This is a genomic window from Actinomadura parmotrematis (assembly GCF_019458805.1).
GTDB lineage: Bacteria > Actinomycetota > Actinomycetes > Streptosporangiales > Streptosporangiaceae > Spirillospora > Spirillospora parmotrematis.
The window spans coordinates 165,236-183,373 of record NZ_JAIBOA010000011.1 but is presented as its reverse complement, the minus strand read 5'-3'; the positions used below and the strand labels follow the sequence as shown (position 1 = coordinate 183,373).

Below are 18,138 nucleotides of genomic sequence, written 5' to 3'. Positions count from 1 at the left end.
CGGCAGGTAGTGGAGATGTAGCGCAAAGTTAACCTGCCCAAGAGGGCGGTAAGACCGCGAACGCGGGCATGACGGTTTTGGCAATCACGAGAGGGTAGGGGATCGCACATGCGCGTGGAGTCCAAAACGTCCCAGAAGTCGGTTAAATCGGACCTCGGGCGGTCGGGACTCGGGCGCATCCCCATCATCGACGTGCGGCCCGCCGTCGACGGCGGGCGCTGGCCCGCCAAGGCCGTCGCCGGCGAGACCGTCCGCGTCAGCGCGACGGTGTTCCGCGAGGGCCACGAGATGCTCGGCGCGGCCGTCGCCCTGCGCGGCCCCGACGGCAAGGTGCGGCCGCTCGCGCGCATGGTCGACATCGCGCCCGGCCTGGACCGCCTCGCCGCCGACGTCACCCCCGACGCCCCGGGCCGCTGGGACTTCCGCGTCGAGGCGTGGGGCGACCCGCTGGCGCACTGGCGGCACGACGCCGGCATCAAGGTCCCGCGCGGCCAGGACGTCGAGCTGATGCTCGCCGAGGGCTCGCTGCTGTTCGCCCGCGCCGCCGAGGGCGTCCCCGCGCGCAGCCGGCCCGTCCTCACCCGCCTCGCCAGGCTGCTGGCCGACGCGACCGTCCCGGCCGCCGACCGCCTCGCCGCCGCCGACGCGGCGGACGTCCTCGCCCTGGAGGAGCGGTACCCGCTGCGCGACCTGCTCACCGTCGGCGAGTGGATGCCGCTGGTAGTGCACCGCGAGCGGGCGCTCTACGGGTCCTGGTACGAGTTCTTCCCCCGCTCCGAGGGCGCCACCGTCGACCCGATGGGGCGCCGCGGCCCCATGTCGGGAACGTTCCGCACCGCGATGAAGCGGCTGCCCGCGATCGCCGACATGGGCTTCGACGTCGTCTACCTGCCGCCGGTCCACCCCATCGGGCGCGCCCACCGCAAGGGCCCGAACAACACCCTGGAGGCCGGGCCCTACGACCCCGGCTCGCCGTGGGCGATCGGCGCGGCCGAGGGCGGTCACGACGCCGTCCACCCCGACCTCGGCACCCTGGAGGACTTCGACGCCTTCGTCGCCTACGCCGGCGACCACGGCCTGGAGGTCGCGCTCGACCTCGCCCTGCAGTGCTCCCCCGACCACCCCTGGGTCGCCGAGCACCCCGAGTGGTTCACCACCCGCGCCGACGGCACCATCGCCTACGCCGAGAACCCGCCGAAGAAGTACCAGGACATCTACCCGCTGAACTTCGACAACGACCCCGAGGGCCTGTACGCCGAGGTGCTGCGCGTCGTCCGGCACTGGATGGACCACGGCGTGCGGATCTTCCGGGTGGACAACCCGCACACCAAGCCGGTGGTGTTCTGGGAACGGCTGCTCGGCGAGATCGCCGCCACCGACCCCGACGTGCTCTTCCTGGCGGAGGCGTTCACCCGGCCGCCGATGATGCACACCCTGGGAAAGATCGGCTTCCACCAGTCCTACACGTACTTCACCTGGAAGAACTCCCGGCGCGAGCTGGAGGAGTACTTCACCGAGCTGAGCGGCGAGGCCGCGTCCTACATGCGGCCGAACGCCTTCGTGAACACCCCCGACATCCTGAACGAGTACCTGGTGCACGGCGGCCGTCCGGCCTTCGTCATCCGGGCCGTCCTCGCCGCCCTGCTGTCGCCCTCCTGGGGCGTCTACTCCGGCTACGAGCTCATCGAGAACACGCCCGTGCGGCCCGGCAGTGAGGAGTACCGCGACTCCGAGAAGTACCAGTACCGCCCGCGCGACTGGGAGGCCGCCGAGCGCGAGGGGCGCAGCATCGCGCCGCTCATCGCCCGGCTGAACTCCTTCCGGCGGGCCCACCCCGCGCTCCACCGGCTGCGTGACCTGAGGTTCCACGCCGCCGACCAGGACGAGTTCGTCTGCTTCTCCAAACGCCCGCCCTCGGGTGCGGGCGGCGGTGACGACACCGTGCTGGCCGTGGTGAACCTCAACCCCCACCAGGTCCGCGAGACCACCGTCCACCTCGACCTGCCCGCCCTGGGCGTCGAGCCGGGCAGCACGTTCGAGGTCGTCGACGAGCTGTCGGGCGCGACCTACACGTGGGGCGAGCACAACTACGTGCGGCTCGACCCCCACGTCCAGCCGGCCCACATCTTCACGCTGCGGAGAAACCCGAGTTGAGCAACACGCCCGAATCCCCCGCCCAGCCTCCCGCCGACGCCCTGCCCGCGCCGGCCTCCTCCGTCGCGCCCGCCGAGCACCCGCCCGCGCCGGACGTGTCGGTCCCGAGCGGCGGCGCGCCGCCCGCGCCGGCGCCGGCCCCCGGCGTGCTGCCGCACGACGAGCCGATCTCCGAGCTGCCGCCCGAGGCGGCGCCGGTGCCGGCCGAGCCGATCCCCGACTCCTTCGACCCCGACACCCCGCGCGACCCGCACTGGTTCAAGACCGCGGTGTTCTACGAGGTGTCGGTGCGCGGCTTCGCCGACTCCAACGGCGACGGCTACGGCGACCTGCGCGGCCTCATCGGCAAGCTGGACCACCTGCAGTGGCTCGGCATCGACTGCCTGTGGCTGCTGCCGATCTACCAGTCGCCGCTGAAGGACGGCGGCTACGACATCAGCGAGTACACCAAGGTGCTGCCCGACTTCGGGGAGCTCGGCGACTTCGTGGAGCTGATCGAGGAGGCGCACGCCCGCGGCATCCGCGTCGTCGCCGACCTGGTCCTCAACCACACCAGCGACCAGCACGCCTGGTTCCAGGCGTCGCGCAGCGACCCCGACGGGCCGTTCGGCGACTTCTACATGTGGTCCGACACCGACGACAAGTACGCCGACGCGCGCATCATCTTCGTCGACACCGAGACCTCCAACTGGACCTGGGATCCGGTGCGCGGCCAGTACTTCTGGCACCGCTTCTTCTCGCACCAGCCCGACCTGAACTACGACAACCCGGCCGTGCAGGAGGCCATGCTGGAGGTGCTGCGGTTCTGGCTGGACCTCGGCATCGACGGGTTCCGCCTGGACGCCGTCCCCTACCTGTACGCGCGCGAGGGCACCAACTGCGAGAACCTGCCCGAGACGCACGCCTACCTGAAGAAGGTGCGCGCCGAGGTCGACCGGCTCTACCCCGACCGGGTGCTGCTCGCCGAGGCCAACCAGTGGCCCGGCGACGTCGTCGACTACTTCGGCGACCCCGGCGTCGGCGGCGACGAGTGCCACATGGCGTTCCACTTCCCGGTGATGCCGCGCATCTTCATGGCGGTGCGGCGCGAGCAGCGCTACCCCATCTCCGAGATCATGGCCCAGACCCCGAAGATCCCCGAGAACTGCCAGTGGGGCATCTTCCTGCGCAACCACGACGAGCTGACCCTGGAGATGGTCACCGACGAGGAGCGCGACTACATGTACTCCGAGTACGCCAAGGACCCCCGGATGAAGGCCAACATCGGCATCCGGCGGCGGCTCGCCCCGCTCCTCGACAACGACCGCAACCAGCTGGAGCTGTTCACCGCCCTGCTGCTGTCGCTGCCCGGCTCGCCCGTCCTCTACTACGGCGACGAGATCGGCATGGGCGACAACATCTGGCTCGGCGACCGCGACGCCGTCCGCACCCCGATGCAGTGGACGCCCGACCGCAACGCCGGGTTCTCCCGCACCGACCCCGGCCGGCTCTACCTGCCGGTGATCATGGATCCGATCTACGGGTACCAGGCGGTCAACGTCGAGGCCCAGCAGTCCAACCCCGGGTCGCTGCTGAACTGGACCCGCAAGATGATCGAGATCCGGCAGCGGCACCCGGTGTTCGGCGTCGGGGAGTACGTGGAGCTGTCGGCGTCCAACCCCAGCGTGCTGGCGTTCGTGCGGGAGATGCCCGAGGGCGAGGCCGACCGCTGGGGCGGCACCGACAACATCCTGTGCGTCAACAACCTGTCGCGGTTCCCCCAGCCGGTCGAGCTGGACCTGCGGCGCTTCCGCGGCGCCGCCCCGGTCGAGTGCATGGGCGGCACCCGCTTCCCCCCGATCGGCGAGCTGCCCTACCTGCTGACGCTGCCCGGCCACGGCTTCTTCTGGTTCCTGCTGACCCCCGCGCCCGAAGGCGGCGGAGACGGCGAGGTGATGTGACGGTGCGGCCGCTCCCCGAACGATCGCTGGAGGACCTGCTCCTCGCCTGGCTGCCCCGGCAGCGGTGGTTCGCCGGGAAGGACCGGCCGGTCGACGAGGTGGCGGTCGCGTCCGGCACCGTCCTGCGGGACGGCGACCCGGGCCTCCGCCACCTCGTCCTGGACGTGCGGCAGGGCGCGGCGGTGGACCGCTACCAGCTGCTCGCCGGGATCCGCCGCGACCCGCCCGAGCGGCTGCGGCAGGGCGGGATCGGCGCGGTGCCCGGCGGGTTCGCCTACGACGCCGCGCACGACCCCGAGCTGACCGGGACGCTGCTCGCGGCGATGGCGGCGGGGGCCGTGCACGGCCCGCTGCGCTTCCACCGCGCCGAGGGCGCCTCGATCGACACCGGCCTCACCGGCAAGCCCGCCACCGGCGAGCAGAGCAACACCTCGCTCGTCTACGGCCAGGACTACATCTGCAAGCTGTTCCGGCGGCTCGCCCCGGGCGTCAGCCCCGACCTGGAGGTCAACCTCGCGCTGACCGGCCGGGGCAGCCCGCACGTCCCGCCCGTCCTCGGCTGGTTCGAGCTGGACCGCGGCGACGGGTCGCCGCCCGACACCCTCGGGCTCATGTCGCGGTTCCTGCACACCGCCACCGACGGGTGGCGGCTCGCGGTGACCAGCGTCCGCGACTGGTTCGCGCAGCCGGTCGCGCCCCGCTCGGCGCGGACCGGCGCCGGGCTGGACGCCGGCGGCGCGGGCGGCGACTTCGCCGGCGAGGCCGAGCGGCTCGGCGCCGCGACCGCCGAGGTCCACCGCGACCTCGCGGCGGCGTTCGGCGTCACCGAGGTGGGCGGCGCCGAGCTGCGCGCGCTCGCGGCCGGGATGCACGGCCAGCTCGCCGAGGTCGCCGCGTCCGTGCCGGAGCTGAAACCGCACGAGGCCGCCATCGGTACGGCGTTCGACGCCCTGGCCCGGCTGGACGGCCCGCTGCCGTTCCAGCGCGTGCACGGCGACTACCACCTCGGGCAGGTGCTGCGCTCGGAGAGCGGGTGGGTGCTGCTGGACTTCGAGGGCGAGCCCGCGCGCACGCCCGAGGAGCGCGCGGCGCCCGGCCACGCGCTCCGCGACGTCGCGGGGATGCTGCGGTCCTTCGAGTACGCCGCGCGGTTCCTGCACGCCGACGAGCAGCACGCCCCGCCCGGCACCGCGCGCGAGCTGGAGCTGCGGGCGCGCGCCTGGGCCGGGCGCAACCGGCGGGCGTTCTGCCGGGGCTACGCCGCCGCCGGCGGCGCCGACCCGGACGCGCACGCGGCGCTGCTGCGCGCCCTGGAGCTGGACAAGGCGGTCTACGAGATCCGCTACGAGGCGGCCAACCGGCCGTCCTGGCTGCCGGTGCCGCTGCGGTCGCTGGCCGGCCCGGACGCCGGCTGAAAAGATCCTCAAAAGATCTTTCATATTCCCGGCCCGGCCGTCGCGGCGCGGGCCGGGAATCCCCTTCCGCGATATGCCGTAATTAGTCGGCTTTGCTGATACAACTGCCGCCATTGGCGATCTACGCACCATACGGCGATCTTTCGCCTGCTCCCCCGCACCCCCGCTACCACCGCCCCCACCTGCAAGGACGTGTCCACATCCGGCCAGGACCGGACCCGCGGTCCGTCCGTTTTATTGGCCTATGCCACCCCAAGCGGTGCACGATGCGGCCCTTACCCGCCGGAGCGGTACGAGGTGCGTAGGCCCTCCTGCGCAACTTATGGGAGCCGTCCCCCGGAAGGTCCAAACATGATGGGCGGACCCGACATCTAACAGCCCAAGACGTCAACCAATTACGGGGACTCCCATGCAGACTCCTGATTCCACCGTGCGCGTCGACGGCACGCTGAGGGCGGCCCCCCTCGCGCGCCGCGGCGCACTGCCGGCGATCGGCGGGCACGCCCGCCGCTGGCCGACCGTGACCGCCGTCATCCCGACCCTCAACGAGGCCGAGAACCTGCGCTGGCTCATGCCGCGCCTCAGCGCCGTGGACGAGATCGTCATCGTGGACGGCCAGTCCACCGACGGCACCGTCGAGGTCGTCCTCGCGGTCCGCCCGGACGCCCGGATCATCGTCGAGCCGCCGACCGGCAAGGGGACCGCGATGCGGCAGGGGATGGCCGCCGCGACCTCCGAGATGATCATCATGCTGGACGCCGACGGCAGCATGGACCCGGCCGAGTTCGACTCCTTCCTCGCCCTGCTCTGCCGCGGCTACGACTTCGTCAAGGGCACCCGCTACGGCTGCGGGGGCGGCTCGGACGACCTCACCGGCCTCCGCCGCGCCGGCAACTCCACCCTCACCTGGTTCGCCAACCGCCTCTACCGGCAGCACTGGTCCGACCTCTGCTACGGCTACGTCGCCATGCGCCGCGACGCGCTCGGCCGGCTCGCGCTGGAGTCCACCGGCTTCGAGATCGAGACCGAGATGTGCGTCAACGCCGTCCGCGCCGGCCTGCGCATCGCCGAGGTCGCGAGCCACGAGACCGAGCGCCGCTTCGGCGAGTCCAACCTCAACACCTGGCGGGACGGCTGGCGCGTGCTGCGCACCATGGTCCGGCTCCGCTTCGCCGGCGAGCTCGCCCCGCACGCCGCGGGCGCCGACCCCGAGGCCACCGCCCCGCACGAGCCGGTCCACCTGAACCGGCTGGCCCTCGGGAGGACCGGGACCGAGTGAGGATCTCCATCGTCCCCCCGGCCGATCTCGGCGCCGCCGAGATCGCGCGATGGCGCGCCCTCCAGGCCACCGCCCGCGACCTGGGCAACCCGTTCCTGGCACCGGAGTTCACCCTCGGGGTGGGCCGGTTCCGGGACGACGTCCGGGTCGCGGTGGTGGAGGACGGCGGCACCATCGCCGCGTTCTTCCCCTACGAGCGCGGCCCCCTCGGCATCGGCCACCCCGTCGGCTTCGGCCTCACCGACCTCCAGGGCATCGTCGCCGCCGACGGCCTGGAGCTGGACGCGCGCGACCTGCTGCGCGCCTGCGGCCTCGCCGTCTGGGACTTCGACCACCTGCTCGCCCGCCAGGCCCCGTTCGCCCCCTTCCACACCGTGCTCCGCAAGGAGCCGGTGATGGAGCTCGCCGAGGGGTTCGACGCCTTCGAGGCGCACCTGCGGCAGAGCGCGCCGAAGACCCACAAGACCATCCGCTACAAGGAGCGCAAGCTCGGCCGCGACGTCGGCGAGCTGCGCTACGAGTTCGCCTCCGCGGACCCGGCCGACCTGCGCCGCCTCATGGACTGGAAGTCCGACCAGTACAACCGGACGGGCCGCACCGACCGGTTCGCCCGCCCCTGGATCGTCTCCCTGCTAGAGCACTTCCACGCGACCGGGTTCGGCGTGCTGTCGGTGCTGTGGGCCGGCGACACCCCCGTGTCGACGCACCTCGGGCTGCGCAGCGGCGCCGTCATGGCGGGCTGGTTCCCCGCCTACGACACCGCCTTCGGCAAGTACTCCCCCGGCATGATCGGGCACCTGCGGCTGGCTGAGGGCTGCATCGGGCACGGCGTCGCCGAGATCGCCATGGGGCGCGGCGGCAAGGAGTTCAAGGAGGGCTTCAAGGGCCGCGAGATCCCCATCGCCGAGGGCCGGGTCGCGCGCCGCGCGCCCGGCGCCGCGGTGCACTGGGCGCGGACCGCGCCGCTCAACCGGGCGCGCGGCGCCGTCCTGGACAACCCGGCGCTATACAAGCGCGCCGACCGCGTGCTGAAGACCTACGCGCGGATGAGGGGGCGGTCGGCGTGAGCGCGCTGCGCGTCTCGGTCGTCATCTGCGCCTACACCGAGCAGCGGTGGGACGACGTGCACGCCGCGGTCGCCTCGGTGCGCGCGCAGCGGCACGCCCCCGAGGAGATCATCGTCGTCGTCGACCACAACCCGACGCTGCACGCCCGGCTGAAGAGCGCGCTGCCCGACGCGACCGTGGTCGAGAACGCCGAGGGCCGCGGCCTGTCCGGCGGCAAGAACACCGGCGTCGCCCTCGCCCGCGGCGACGTCGTCGCCTTCCTCGACGACGACGCGGTCGCCGCCCCCGGCTGGCTCGCCGCGTTCGCCGCGCACTACGGCGACCCGCGGGTCGCCGGCGTCGGCGGCCTCACGCTGCCGCTCTGGCCGGGCTCCACGCCCGCCGGCGAGCTGGTGCGCGCGCCGGTGCCCGAGAGCACCGGCACCCGGCCCCGCTGGTTCCCCGAGGAGTTCGACTGGACGGTCGGCTGCACCTACCGGGGCCTGGAAACGGGCGCGGTGCGCAACCTGATGGGCGGCAACGCCTCGTTCCGGCGCGAGGCGTTCCCGCTCGCGGGCGGCTTCGACTCCGGCATCGGCCGCACCTTCTCGGGACGGCCGCTCGGCTGCGAGGAGACCGAGTTCTGCATCCGGCTGCGGCAGCGCAGCCCGGAGTCGGAGCTGGTCTACGACGACCGGGCCGTCATCTGGCACCGCGTCCCGCCGGTCCGCGCGCGCTTCGCCTACTTCCGCGAGCGCTGCTACGCCGAGGGGCTGTCCAAGGCGCTGGTGACGGCGAGCGTCGGCACCGGCGACGGCCTCGCCAGCGAGCGCGCGCACGCGCTCGTCACGCTGCCGCGCGGCGCGCTGCGCGGCCTCCGCGACGGCGCGACCGGCGACCCGGGCGGCCTCGGCCGCGCCGGCGCGATCGGCGTCGGCCTGGCCTGGACGGCCTGGGGCTACGGCGTCGGCGTCGCCACGGCCCGCCGAGCGAAGGCGAGGTCATGAACCCCATCCCGGTGCTGATGTACCACTCGGTGCATCCGCGGCCGCCGCGGGCGACGGCGGCGCTGTCGGTGCATCCGCGGGCCTTCGCCGACCAGATGGGGCTGCTGAGGGAGCGCGGGTTCACGCCGGTGCCGTTCTCCGCTCTCGGCGACGGGCCGGTGCCGCCGCGCCCCGTCGTGGTCACCTTCGACGACGGGTACGCCGACTTCCACCGGCACGCGCTGCCGGTGCTGGACGACCTCGGCTTCACCGCGACGGTGTTCGCCACCACCGGGTGGCTCGCCGACGCCGGCCCCGACGCGGCGGGCCGCCCGCTCGACGCGATGCTGTCGTGGGGGCAGGTCCGCGAGGCCGCCGAGCACGGCGTGGAGTTCGGCGCGCACAGCCACAGCCACCCGCAGCTCGACCAGCTCGGCGGGGCCGCGCTCCGCGACGAGCTGGCCCGCAGCAGGGGGCTGCTGGAGGACCGGCTCGGCCGCGCCGTCACCACGATGGCCTACCCGTACGGCTACTCCAGCGCCCGCGTGCGGCGGGCGGTGCGGGCCGCCGGGTACGGCTCCGCCTGCGCCGTCGCCAACCGGACCGCCTCCCTCGACGCGCGCGGCGACCCGCTGGCCGTGCCCCGGCTAACGGTCGGGCGCGGCACGTCGCTGGACACCTTCGCGCGCGTCGTCGACGGCGCGGGCCTCGGCCGCGTCTACCTCCGCGAGCACGCGCTGACCAAGGGCTACGCCGTCGTGCGGCGGGCCCGCTACGGCGTGCGGGCGGGCCTGCGGAAGGCGGCCGGACGTGACTGACCGGACGCTCGCGGACGCGGCCGGCCCGGCGGGCCTGCTGCGCCGCGAGCTGGGCAACCCGCTGTTCCGCAACGCCTACGCGCTCATGCTGAACGGCGGCGTCACCACGGCGCTCGGCGCCGCGTTCTGGCTGGTCGGGCCGTTCTTCTACGGCCCCGCCGACTACGGGCGCAACACCGCGATGAACCAGGCGGTGATGTTCGTCGGCGGCGTGACGATGCTGAACTTCCTGCTCATCCGGTTCGTCCCGGAGTCCGCGGGCTCCACCCGGCGGCTCGTCCTGGCCTGCTACGCGCTCGGCGCGGCGGCCGCCGCGCTCGTCGGCGCCGCGTTCCTCGTCACGGTGAACGTGTGGGGGCGCGGCTGGTCGAACTTCGACGGGCTGCGCGGGTTCTGGCCGGGCGTGCTGTTCGTCGCGATGGCCATCGCGTGGAACCTGTGGAACGCGATGGAGGGCACTTTCACGGGCCTGCGGCGGGCGGGCTGGGTGCCGGTCGCCAACACCGTGTGGTCGCTCACCCGGCTCGGGCTGGTGATGGCGCTGGCGGGCGCGTTCCCGCACAACGGCATCGTGCTGTCGTGGTACCTGCCGGTGATGGTGCTGCTGCCGCCGGTCAACCGGCTGATCTTCGGGCGGCTGATCCCGGCGCACCGGCGCGCCAACGCCGGCCGCGGCCACCGCTCGACCCGCCGCGAGATCCTCGGCTACCTCGGCCCCGGCTACCTCGGCGGCGCCCTGCAGTTCGCGACGGTCAGCCTGGTGCCGCTCGTCGTCGCCGCGCACCTGACGCCCGGCACCAACGCCTGCTTCCAGATGGCGTGGGTGCCCGGCATGATGCTCGACCTGCTGGCGCTCACCCTGTCGTACTCGCTGACCGTCGAGGGGTCCTTCGACCGGGCGGCGCTCGCCGGGTCGACGCGGGCGGCGCTGCGCCGCACCGTCGTGCTGCTCGTCCCGGTCACCGCCGTGGTGGTGGCGGCCGCGCCGCTCGGGCTGCGGATCTACGGGCACGGGTACGAGGCGGGCGCGCCGCTGCTGCAGTGGCTCGCGCTCGCGGTGCTGCCGAAGGCCGTCATCGAGCTGTACATCGGGGCGCTGCGCGTCCGCAACCGCACCGGGCTCGTCGCGGTGCTCCAGGGCGTCCGGCTCGCCGGCGTCCTCGGCCTGGTCGTGCTGCTGGTCGACCCGGCCCACCTGTACACGATCGGCGTGGCCGTCGTGGTGGTGAACGTCGCGGTCGCCGCGGCGGTCCTGCCGGGCCTGCGCCGCACGATCCGGCCCGCGCGGGCCGCGAGCGGGCCTTCCCTGGGCGGCCCGGGGCGGGAAGAGTCGTGAGGGTGACCGTTCGGCGGGAACGTCCACCGGAGGAGGCCGCGCCGCGCGGCGACGGCGCGGGCGCCGCGCCCGCCGCGCCGGACGCCCGCCGGCCGGTGCTGCTCGCCGTCGTCGCCGCGATGGCGACCGGCACCGCCCTGTTCTGGCTGCCGCTGCGCGGCGTGGACCTGGACGCCATGAACGGCTACGGCCTGATCGGCGTGCTGCCGGTCGCCACGCTGCTCGGCGCCGCGGTCCTGGTGCTGACCTTCATGGCGTCGCTGGCGCTGCCGCGCCCGCACCGGCTGCTGCTGAGCGCCCAGGTCGGCCTGCTGATCATCTCGCTGCACGGGGTGACGCTCGCGCTGGAGCCGATCGCCCGGTTCCCGACGGTCTGGCAGACCGCCGGGTTCATCGAGTACATCGAGCGCACCCGCACCGTCGACTGGTACCTGGACGCCCGCTTCAACACCCCGGGCTTCTTCTCCTTCATGGCGTTCGTGCTGAAGGCCGTCGGGCAGGGCAACATCGAGCCGGTGCTGCGCTGGGCGCCGCCGGTCACGAACCTGCTGTACCTGCTGCCCTACATCCTGATCCTGCGGGTGCTGCGCGCGACGTGGCGGGCCAAGTGGTTCGCGGCGTGGCTGTTCGTGGCGGCCAACTGGGTCGGGCAGGACTACCTGTCGCCGCAGGCGTTCGCGTACCTGCTGTACCTGTTCTTCGTCGCGATCCTGGTCAACTGGTTCCGCCACCACGACGAGACGACGCGGCGCGCCGGGCGCCGCCGCACCCGCGAGACGCGCGAGCGCGCGGGCGCGTTCTGGCGCGTCTACGGCTGGCTGTTCGGGCCGAAGGACCCCGGCGAGCTGCCCGCCCCGAAGGTGTCGGTGCGCGAGCAGTCGATCCTGCTGTTCCTGCTGTTCGCGCTGCTGCTCGTCGGGACCGCCGCGCACCAGCTCACGCCGTTCCTGATGACGGCGGCGTGCGGCGGCCTCGTGCTGCTGCGCCGGTGCAGCCTGCGCGGGATGCCGATCATCGCGGGCGTGGTGTACGCCGCCTGGGTCAGCTTCATGACGGTCGGGTACTGGGCGAGCCGCAAGGAGGAGGTGTTCGGCGGGCTCGGCAAGGTGTTCTCCAACGTCGAGCAGAGCACCGGCGGCCGGATCGGCGACGTCGACGGCGCCACCCAGCAGCTCCAATATCTGCGGATCCTCATCGCCGTCACGGTGCTCGGGCTCGCCGTCGCCGGGCTGCTGCGGCGCCGGGCGCGCGGCATCGACGACCGGGTCGCGCTGGTGCTGATGCTGGTGCCGTTCTCCTCGGTCGGGCTGCAGAACTACGGCGGCGAGATCGGGCTGCGCATCTACTTCTTCATGCTCCCGGCGGCCTGCCTGCTGATCGCCTACCTGTTCTTCCCGGCGCCGTTCGACGCGCCGCGGGTCCGCGACCCGAAGGTGGCGCCCCGGTTCGGGCGGTGGCGCACCGGGCGGCGCCGGCACCTGCCGGCCGTCGCGGTCGCGTCGCTGTTCGCGCTGTCGATCGCGGGCGGCTTCCTCGCCGTCCGCTACGGCAACGAGAAGTACGAGCAGGTCCGCCCGAGCGACGTGAGGGCGTTCGACGTGATGCTGGCCGACTACAAGCAGACGATCGGCGTGGTGTGGCTGAGCGCCGACGACCCGAACGCCGTCGGCGGGATGCCGTCGATGCCGTGGTCCTACCGGTCGTGGGAGCGGTTCAACTACGCGGCGGTCGTCGCCGACCGCGAGGACCCCGCGAACGTCTCGCAGATCATCGAGACGCTGAAGCAGCAGGGGCCGGGCGGGTTCTTCGTGACGACCCGCAGCCACGAGGACTTCCAGGTGCTGAACTCGGGGCTGCGCGCCGACTACGCGGCGCGGATGCGGGCCGCGCTCGCCGCGTCCCCGCAGATCACCACGGTGTTCGCGGACCGGGACGCGGCGGTGTACCGGCTGCGCACGCCGCCCGCGCAGCCGGTGGTGGCGGTGCCGAAGCCCGCCGGGCTCGGGCTGCGGTCCTCGCCGTGGACGCCCGCCGGGCTCATCTACCTACCGATCCTGCTGGCCGTGCTGCTCGCCCGCGAGCTGCGCCGGCTCCGCCTGCTGGCCCCGGCGGGGCCCGGCGGCGAGCCGCCCGAGCAGCGGATGCGGCGGCTGCGACCGCTCACCGTGCTCGCCCTCCCGCTGCTGCTCAGCGTCGCCGCGGTCATCATCGAGCGGTTCCTGGTGATCACGTGAGCCTGCTCCTCGCCCTGCTGCTGTTCGCCGTCCCGGTCGCGGCGTTCTGGTCGCTGCTGCCGGTGCTGGACCCGATCGGGCGGCTGATCGTCGCGATCGCCGGCGGGATCGCCGCGGTCGCCGCGGTCGCCCAGGTCATGATCATGATGGGCGCCTGGTCGCCGGGCGGCGGGGTCGCCGGGGTGCTCGCGCTGAGCGCGGCCGTCGCCGGGCTCGGCGCCGCGCACCGGCGCCGCCGCCCGGCGCCGCCCGACCCGGCGCCGCCCGCGACGTCCCGCGCCGACGTGACGCGCGCCGACATCCCCGTCCAGCGCCTCGACGAGGACGAGGAGGAGTGGCTCTTCCGCGACTAGCGCCGCCCGGTCACGGCTCGCGGTCCAGGTCGAGGGCGTAGTCGAGGACGACGCGGTCGGCGGGGATGACGATGTCGCGGCAGACCTCCAGGACGTCGCCGTCCGACAGCAGGCGGCGGGTGACGGCGATGACGGGGATGCCGGCCGGCATGCCCAGCGTCTCGGCCTCCTCGGGCGTCGGCATGCGGGACCGGACGGCCTCCTCGACGCGGGTCGGCGGGCGGCCGAGGAAGCTCAGCTGGGCGAGGGTGCCGCCCGGCCACGGCTCGCGCGCCGGGTCCGACACCGGGGTGTCGCCGACGAGCTGCCACGGCAGGTAGTTCACCGAGATCTGCTGGGGCTCGCCGCGCGCGTAGAACACGAACCGGCGGCGCAGCAGCTCGGTCCGCGAGGGGAGCTCGAAGAGCGCGGCGAGCTCGGGGGTGGCGAGCGTGCGGGTGAACTCGCGGTCCAGCCGGTACTCGCTCCACCCGATGCCCTGGTCGCGGGTGAAGGCGGTGGCGGGGGCGCCCGCGCGCCGGTCGAAGGCCCGGTAGCGGTCCATCGCGACGCGGCGGGTGGGGGGCGCCACCCGCACGACGGTGCCGCCGCCGCGCCGGGTCTCCACCAGCCCCTCGTTGCGGAGCAGCGTGATGGCGCCGCGGACGACGATCTGCGAGACCCCGTACCGGGCGCTCAGCTCCGCGAGCGTCGGCAGCCGCGTCCCGGGCGGGTGCGTACCGTCGCGGATCAGGTCCCGCAGGGCGTCCGCGATGCGCGCGTAGGCCGGACGATCGGGCACCGGCCCACCTCCTTCCCCCGCGACCGATGCCTCCTGGGCGCTATCCCCAGGGGGACGGTCCGCTTACGGACAGCTTGACACCTCTTTGACCGAGTAAGACTTTTGTATACAGAAGAACCGCCTCGGGGAAGGGACGACCTTGATGGGCGACTTCGAGGATCTGAAGACGGCCATCGAGCGGGAGTTCCCGGGCTGGCTCGTGTGGCGCAGCGACGCGGGTCGCTGGTACGCCACCCGCAGCGGCGACCTCACCGACGCCCAACTCCAGGCGGGATATGCGATGACGGTCGCGGCCGACGACGCCGAGGGGCTGCGCGTCCTGCTCCGGGACCAGTCCCGGCGCGGCGCGGCGGAACCGTGACCGGGCGGAGGAGGGACGGGCGGGGCCGGCCCGCGTGCGGGGGCGGACCGGGCTCGAACGTTCCGTTACGGAAGGGTCCTGTGGCGCCCAGGTGACACAGGACTGGATCTGGGGTCGGCGGGGTCACCCTGACCGCTCCGGACAGAGAGACGTGACCGCACGGGCGGGCACAGTCGGCGCGACCCCTGGCGAAGAGTCGTGCCCGCCCGTGCGGTCGCAATCGCGGCCGCCGCCGCACCGGGCGACCCCTGCCCGGTGCGGCGGCGGGCACGGTCGCGGACGGCGCCGCGCCCCCGGCCCCGGGCCCCGGCCGTCCACCAGGACGAACGCGATCTCAGCCCCATTCCGGGCGCCCGCACACCGTCCGGAAAACCGGTCACGGATGGCCCTTATTGCGTGACGCTCGGTGAGACGCGCGCGCGGCCAGCGGCTGCGGCGCCGCCCGCGCCCCGGGGTGAGGCAGATGTGGCCGCGTTGCGGTCCGGGGGGCGTCGGCGCAGGTGAACCCGCCCGTCGCGGCGGCGCTCTAAGCACATGTCCGGCTTTCGCCGGGCGGTCCGTGCAGGCCCCGCACAGGAGGCCCCTCTTGGAAGTCCAGCAGCGCGCGAAGCCCGAACGGGCGTCCCTGTTCGGCAACCGGCACGGCCGGCACGGGCGCCCGCACCGGCGCCTGTTCCTCGTCGCCCTCGTCGCGGCCCTCGCGGGAGTGCTGACCTCGCTCACCGTCCTCGCCGTCACCGGCCGGCTCCCCGGCGGCGGCGCGCCCGCGGCCGCGCCCGCCGCGCCCGCCTCCCGGGTCGCGCCCGGCGCGCCCGCGGGCTGGCCCGCGTGGGGCTTCACCCACACCCAGAACTCGGTCGACCCGCGGAGCGGGCCGGCGCAGGCGCTCGCCGACATCGGGTCGCAGCCCGTCCCGCAGGCCGTCCCGATCATGGGCTGGGGCGTGGACAACCCCGAGCCGCGCAAGGGCGGCTACAACTGGGGCACCCTCGACCGCCGCATGCAGGCGGTCCGGCAGACCCGGGGCGTCCCGGTCGTGACGCTCTGCTGCTCGCCCGACTGGATGAAGGGCGGCGCGCCCGGCACCACCGACTGGTCGAAGCTGGAGAAGCCGGTCGACCGGGCGCACTTCGACGACTTCGCCGCGCTCGCCGCCGAGGTCGCCCGCCGCTACCCCGACGTGCGCTACTACGCCGTCTGGAACGAGTTCAAGGGCTTCTGGAACCAGGCCGCCAACCGCTGGGACTACGAGGGCTACACCGACCTGTACAACAAGGTGTACGCGGCGCTGAAGAAGGTCGACTCCGACATCAGGGTCGGCGGCCCCTACATGGTGCTGAACAGCAGCGCGCCCGGCGTCCAGTCGAGCGGCCCGCCGTCCGAGCTCGCCGGCCCCTGGGGGTCGATGGACCAGCGCGACCTCGACGCCCTCAAGTACTGGTACGCCCACAAGAAGGGCGCCGACTTCCTGGCCGTGGACGGCGCGTCGCTGCCGCAGCAGCCGGGCGCCCGCGTCGACGAGTTCACCGCGCTCCGCAAGTTCTCCGACGCCACCCGCTGGCTGCGCGGCCTGGACGGCGGGCTGCCCGTCTGGTGGGCGGAGTGGTACGTCGAGCCGGCCGCGTCGGGCTGGACCGACGAGCACCGCGGCGCCGTGCAGGCCGTCGCGATGATGGAGTTCATCGAGGGCGGCGCGTCCAGCGCCTTCTACTGGAACCCGCAGGGCGCCGACGCGAACGACTGCGCGGGCTGCCTCTGGTACGGCAGCGCGCACGGCGGCGGCGGCACGCCGACCCTGCAGAACCTGCAGTCGTTCGGCCGGTGGTTCCCGCCGGGCACGCCGCTGGTGCGGGCGAGGTCGTCCAACCCGGCGGTGCGGGTGCTGGCGCAGCCGCACCGGATGGTCGCCGTCAACACGAGCGCGCAGGCGGCGTCCGCGCGGATCGACGGCGCGACGCTGACGCTCGCCCCCTACGAGGTCAAGTGGGCGGCCCGCTGACGCGCCCGCCCGTCCCCCGAAACGCACGACCTACCCGAGGAGAGAGACCGTGGCCGTCAACTCGGCGCCGCCCTCCGGCCCGGCCGGCATCGACCCGGCCCGCATGAATCTGGCCGGCATGGACTTCTGGGACCGCCCGCCCGCCGAGCGCCTCGCCGACTTCGCGCGGCTGCGCGGCCACGGCGTGCCCGTCCACTTCCCCGAGCCGCGCGTCCCGCTCGTCCGTTCCGGCAAGGGCTTCTACGCGCTGGTACGGCACGCCGACGTGGTCGCGGCGAGCCGCGACGCCAAGGTGTTCTCCAGCGAGCCCGCCGCGACGTCGCCCGAACCGCCGCCGTGGCTCGCCGCCGTGTTCGGCACCCCGATGGTGAACATGGACGACCCGCGGCACGCGCGGCTCCGCCGCATCGTGTTCCGCGCCTTCACCCCCAAGATGCTCGCCCGCATCGAGGACGACGTCCGGGCGACGGCCGCGCGCATCGTCGACGAGGTCCTGGCCGAGGGGCCGCGCGACTTCGTCGCCCAGGTCGCGGCGCGGCTGCCCATCAACGTCATCTGCGCGATGATGGGGATCCCCGAGCGGACCCGCCCCTACGTGCTGTCGCGCATCGACGCGATGACCGAGTACTCGGGGGTGCGCGGCTCGCTCGCCAGCCCCCGCACGATGCGGCTGCTGTACGGCAACCTGCGGGCCATCGTCGACCTGCACCGGCTCGTCGCCCGCCTCGGCGAGGCGCGCCGCGCGAACCCCGCCGACGACCTGGTGTCGGCGCTGGTCAACGCCAACCCCGACGGGGAGCGGCTGTCGGTGCGCGAGCTCGGCTCGTTCTTCGACCTGCTGCTCGTCGCGGGCAACGAGACGACCCGCAACGCCCTCGCGCACGGCCTGAAGCTGCTCACCGACCACCCAGAGCAGCGGGAGGAGCTGCTCGCCGACTACGACGCGCGGATCGGCCTGGCCATCGAGGAGATCGTCCGCTACGTGTCGCCGATCATCCAGTTCCGCCGGACGGTGACCGCGGACGTCGAGATCGGCGGCCGCACCCTCGTCGCCGGCGACAAGGTCGTGCTGTTCTACCCGGCCGCCAACCGCGACCCCGAGGTCTTCGCCGACCCCGACGCCTTCGACATCGCCCGCTCCCCCAACCCCCACGTCGGTTTCGGCGGGCCGGGCCCGCACCTCTGCCTCGGCGCGAACCTGGCCCGGATGGAACTGAAGATCATGTTCCGGGAGCTGTTCGACCGCCTTCCGGGCCTGCGCGCCGAGGGCGAGCCGGAGTACCTGCTGTCCAGCTTCGACAACGGCATCACCGGGCTGGGGTTCTCTTATCGGAGATAGCTGCGTCTCATCGGGCCGGGGCAGGTGATATGACCGGATCTCGGGGCAGTGATACAGCACTGGCACACAGGTCCGGACCCCCGCACAAGGAGGCCAT

At 73.7% G+C, this 18,138-nt stretch carries 14 protein-coding genes; 13 read left to right on the top strand and 1 reads right to left on the bottom strand.

The window, feature by feature from the left end; all coding sequences use genetic code 11:
• Nucleotides 1-108 precede the first annotated feature (108 nt).
• The 10 genes from K1Y72_RS18925 (at nt 109) to K1Y72_RS18880 (ending at nt 13,561) form a co-directional block, all read left to right on the top strand.
• Complete coding sequence (locus K1Y72_RS18925) at nt 109-2,154, top strand: alpha-1,4-glucan--maltose-1-phosphate maltosyltransferase (protein ID WP_220167681.1); 2,046 nt, start codon at nt 109-111, stop codon at nt 2,152-2,154.
• 197 nt (nt 2,155-2,351) lie between these two features.
• Nucleotides 2,352-4,094 (top strand): maltose alpha-D-glucosyltransferase, encoded by a 1,743-nt coding sequence (gene treS, locus K1Y72_RS18920; protein ID WP_220167752.1) that lies wholly within the window; start codon nt 2,352-2,354, stop codon nt 4,092-4,094.
• Complete coding sequence (locus K1Y72_RS18915) at nt 4,091-5,509, top strand: maltokinase N-terminal cap-like domain-containing protein (RefSeq protein WP_308287143.1); 1,419 nt, start codon at nt 4,091-4,093, stop codon at nt 5,507-5,509. The genes treS and K1Y72_RS18915 overlap by 4 nt, the downstream gene beginning before the upstream one ends.
• A 409-nt stretch (nt 5,510-5,918) precedes the next feature.
• On the top strand, nt 5,919-6,788 hold the full coding sequence (locus tag K1Y72_RS18910; RefSeq protein ID WP_220167680.1) for a glycosyltransferase family 2 protein: 870 nt from the start codon (nt 5,919-5,921) through the stop codon (nt 6,786-6,788).
• Nucleotides 6,785-7,855, top strand: coding sequence for a GNAT family N-acetyltransferase (locus K1Y72_RS18905; RefSeq protein WP_220167679.1), 1,071 nt, complete (start codon nt 6,785-6,787; stop codon nt 7,853-7,855). Before K1Y72_RS18910 ends, K1Y72_RS18905 begins: the two co-directional genes overlap by 4 nt.
• Nucleotides 7,852-8,841, top strand: a complete 990-nt coding sequence (locus K1Y72_RS18900; protein ID WP_308287141.1) for a glycosyltransferase family 2 protein — start codon at nt 7,852-7,854, stop codon at nt 8,839-8,841. Before K1Y72_RS18905 ends, K1Y72_RS18900 begins: the two co-directional genes overlap by 4 nt.
• A complete protein-coding gene (locus K1Y72_RS18895; RefSeq protein WP_220167678.1) occupies nt 8,838-9,638 on the top strand; it encodes a polysaccharide deacetylase family protein in 801 nt (266 codons plus the stop codon). The genes K1Y72_RS18900 and K1Y72_RS18895 overlap by 4 nt, the downstream gene beginning before the upstream one ends.
• Nucleotides 9,631-10,974 (top strand): polysaccharide biosynthesis protein, encoded by a 1,344-nt coding sequence (locus K1Y72_RS18890; protein WP_220167677.1) that lies wholly within the window; start codon nt 9,631-9,633, stop codon nt 10,972-10,974. The genes K1Y72_RS18895 and K1Y72_RS18890 overlap by 8 nt, the downstream gene beginning before the upstream one ends.
• Nucleotides 10,975-10,976: 2 nt before the next feature.
• A complete protein-coding gene (locus K1Y72_RS18885; protein ID WP_220167676.1) occupies nt 10,977-13,208 on the top strand; it encodes a hypothetical protein in 2,232 nt (743 codons plus the stop codon).
• A complete protein-coding gene (locus tag K1Y72_RS18880; protein WP_220167675.1) occupies nt 13,205-13,561 on the top strand; it encodes a hypothetical protein in 357 nt (118 codons plus the stop codon). The genes K1Y72_RS18885 and K1Y72_RS18880 overlap by 4 nt, the downstream gene beginning before the upstream one ends.
• A gap of 10 nt (nt 13,562-13,571) precedes the next feature.
• On the opposite strand, the gene K1Y72_RS18875 is transcribed toward K1Y72_RS18880, so the two are convergent.
• Nucleotides 13,572-14,342, bottom strand: coding sequence for a GntR family transcriptional regulator (locus K1Y72_RS18875; protein WP_220167674.1), 771 nt, complete (start codon nt 14,340-14,342; stop codon nt 13,572-13,574).
• 142 nt (nt 14,343-14,484) lie between these two features.
• Between K1Y72_RS18875 and K1Y72_RS18870 the strand changes: the two genes are divergently transcribed.
• From K1Y72_RS18870 to K1Y72_RS18860, 3 genes are all read left to right on the top strand, one after another.
• On the top strand, nt 14,485-14,703 hold the full coding sequence (locus K1Y72_RS18870; RefSeq protein WP_220167673.1) for a hypothetical protein: 219 nt from the start codon (nt 14,485-14,487) through the stop codon (nt 14,701-14,703).
• A 586-nt stretch (nt 14,704-15,289) separates the two neighbouring features.
• Nucleotides 15,290-16,702, top strand: a complete 1,413-nt coding sequence (locus tag K1Y72_RS18865; RefSeq protein ID WP_258572777.1) for a glycoside hydrolase family protein — start codon at nt 15,290-15,292, stop codon at nt 16,700-16,702.
• A 103-nt stretch (nt 16,703-16,805) separates the two neighbouring features.
• Nucleotides 16,806-18,041, top strand: a complete 1,236-nt coding sequence (locus K1Y72_RS18860; RefSeq protein ID WP_220167748.1) for a cytochrome P450 — start codon at nt 16,806-16,808, stop codon at nt 18,039-18,041.
• The last annotated feature ends 97 nt before the right edge of the window (nt 18,042-18,138 follow it).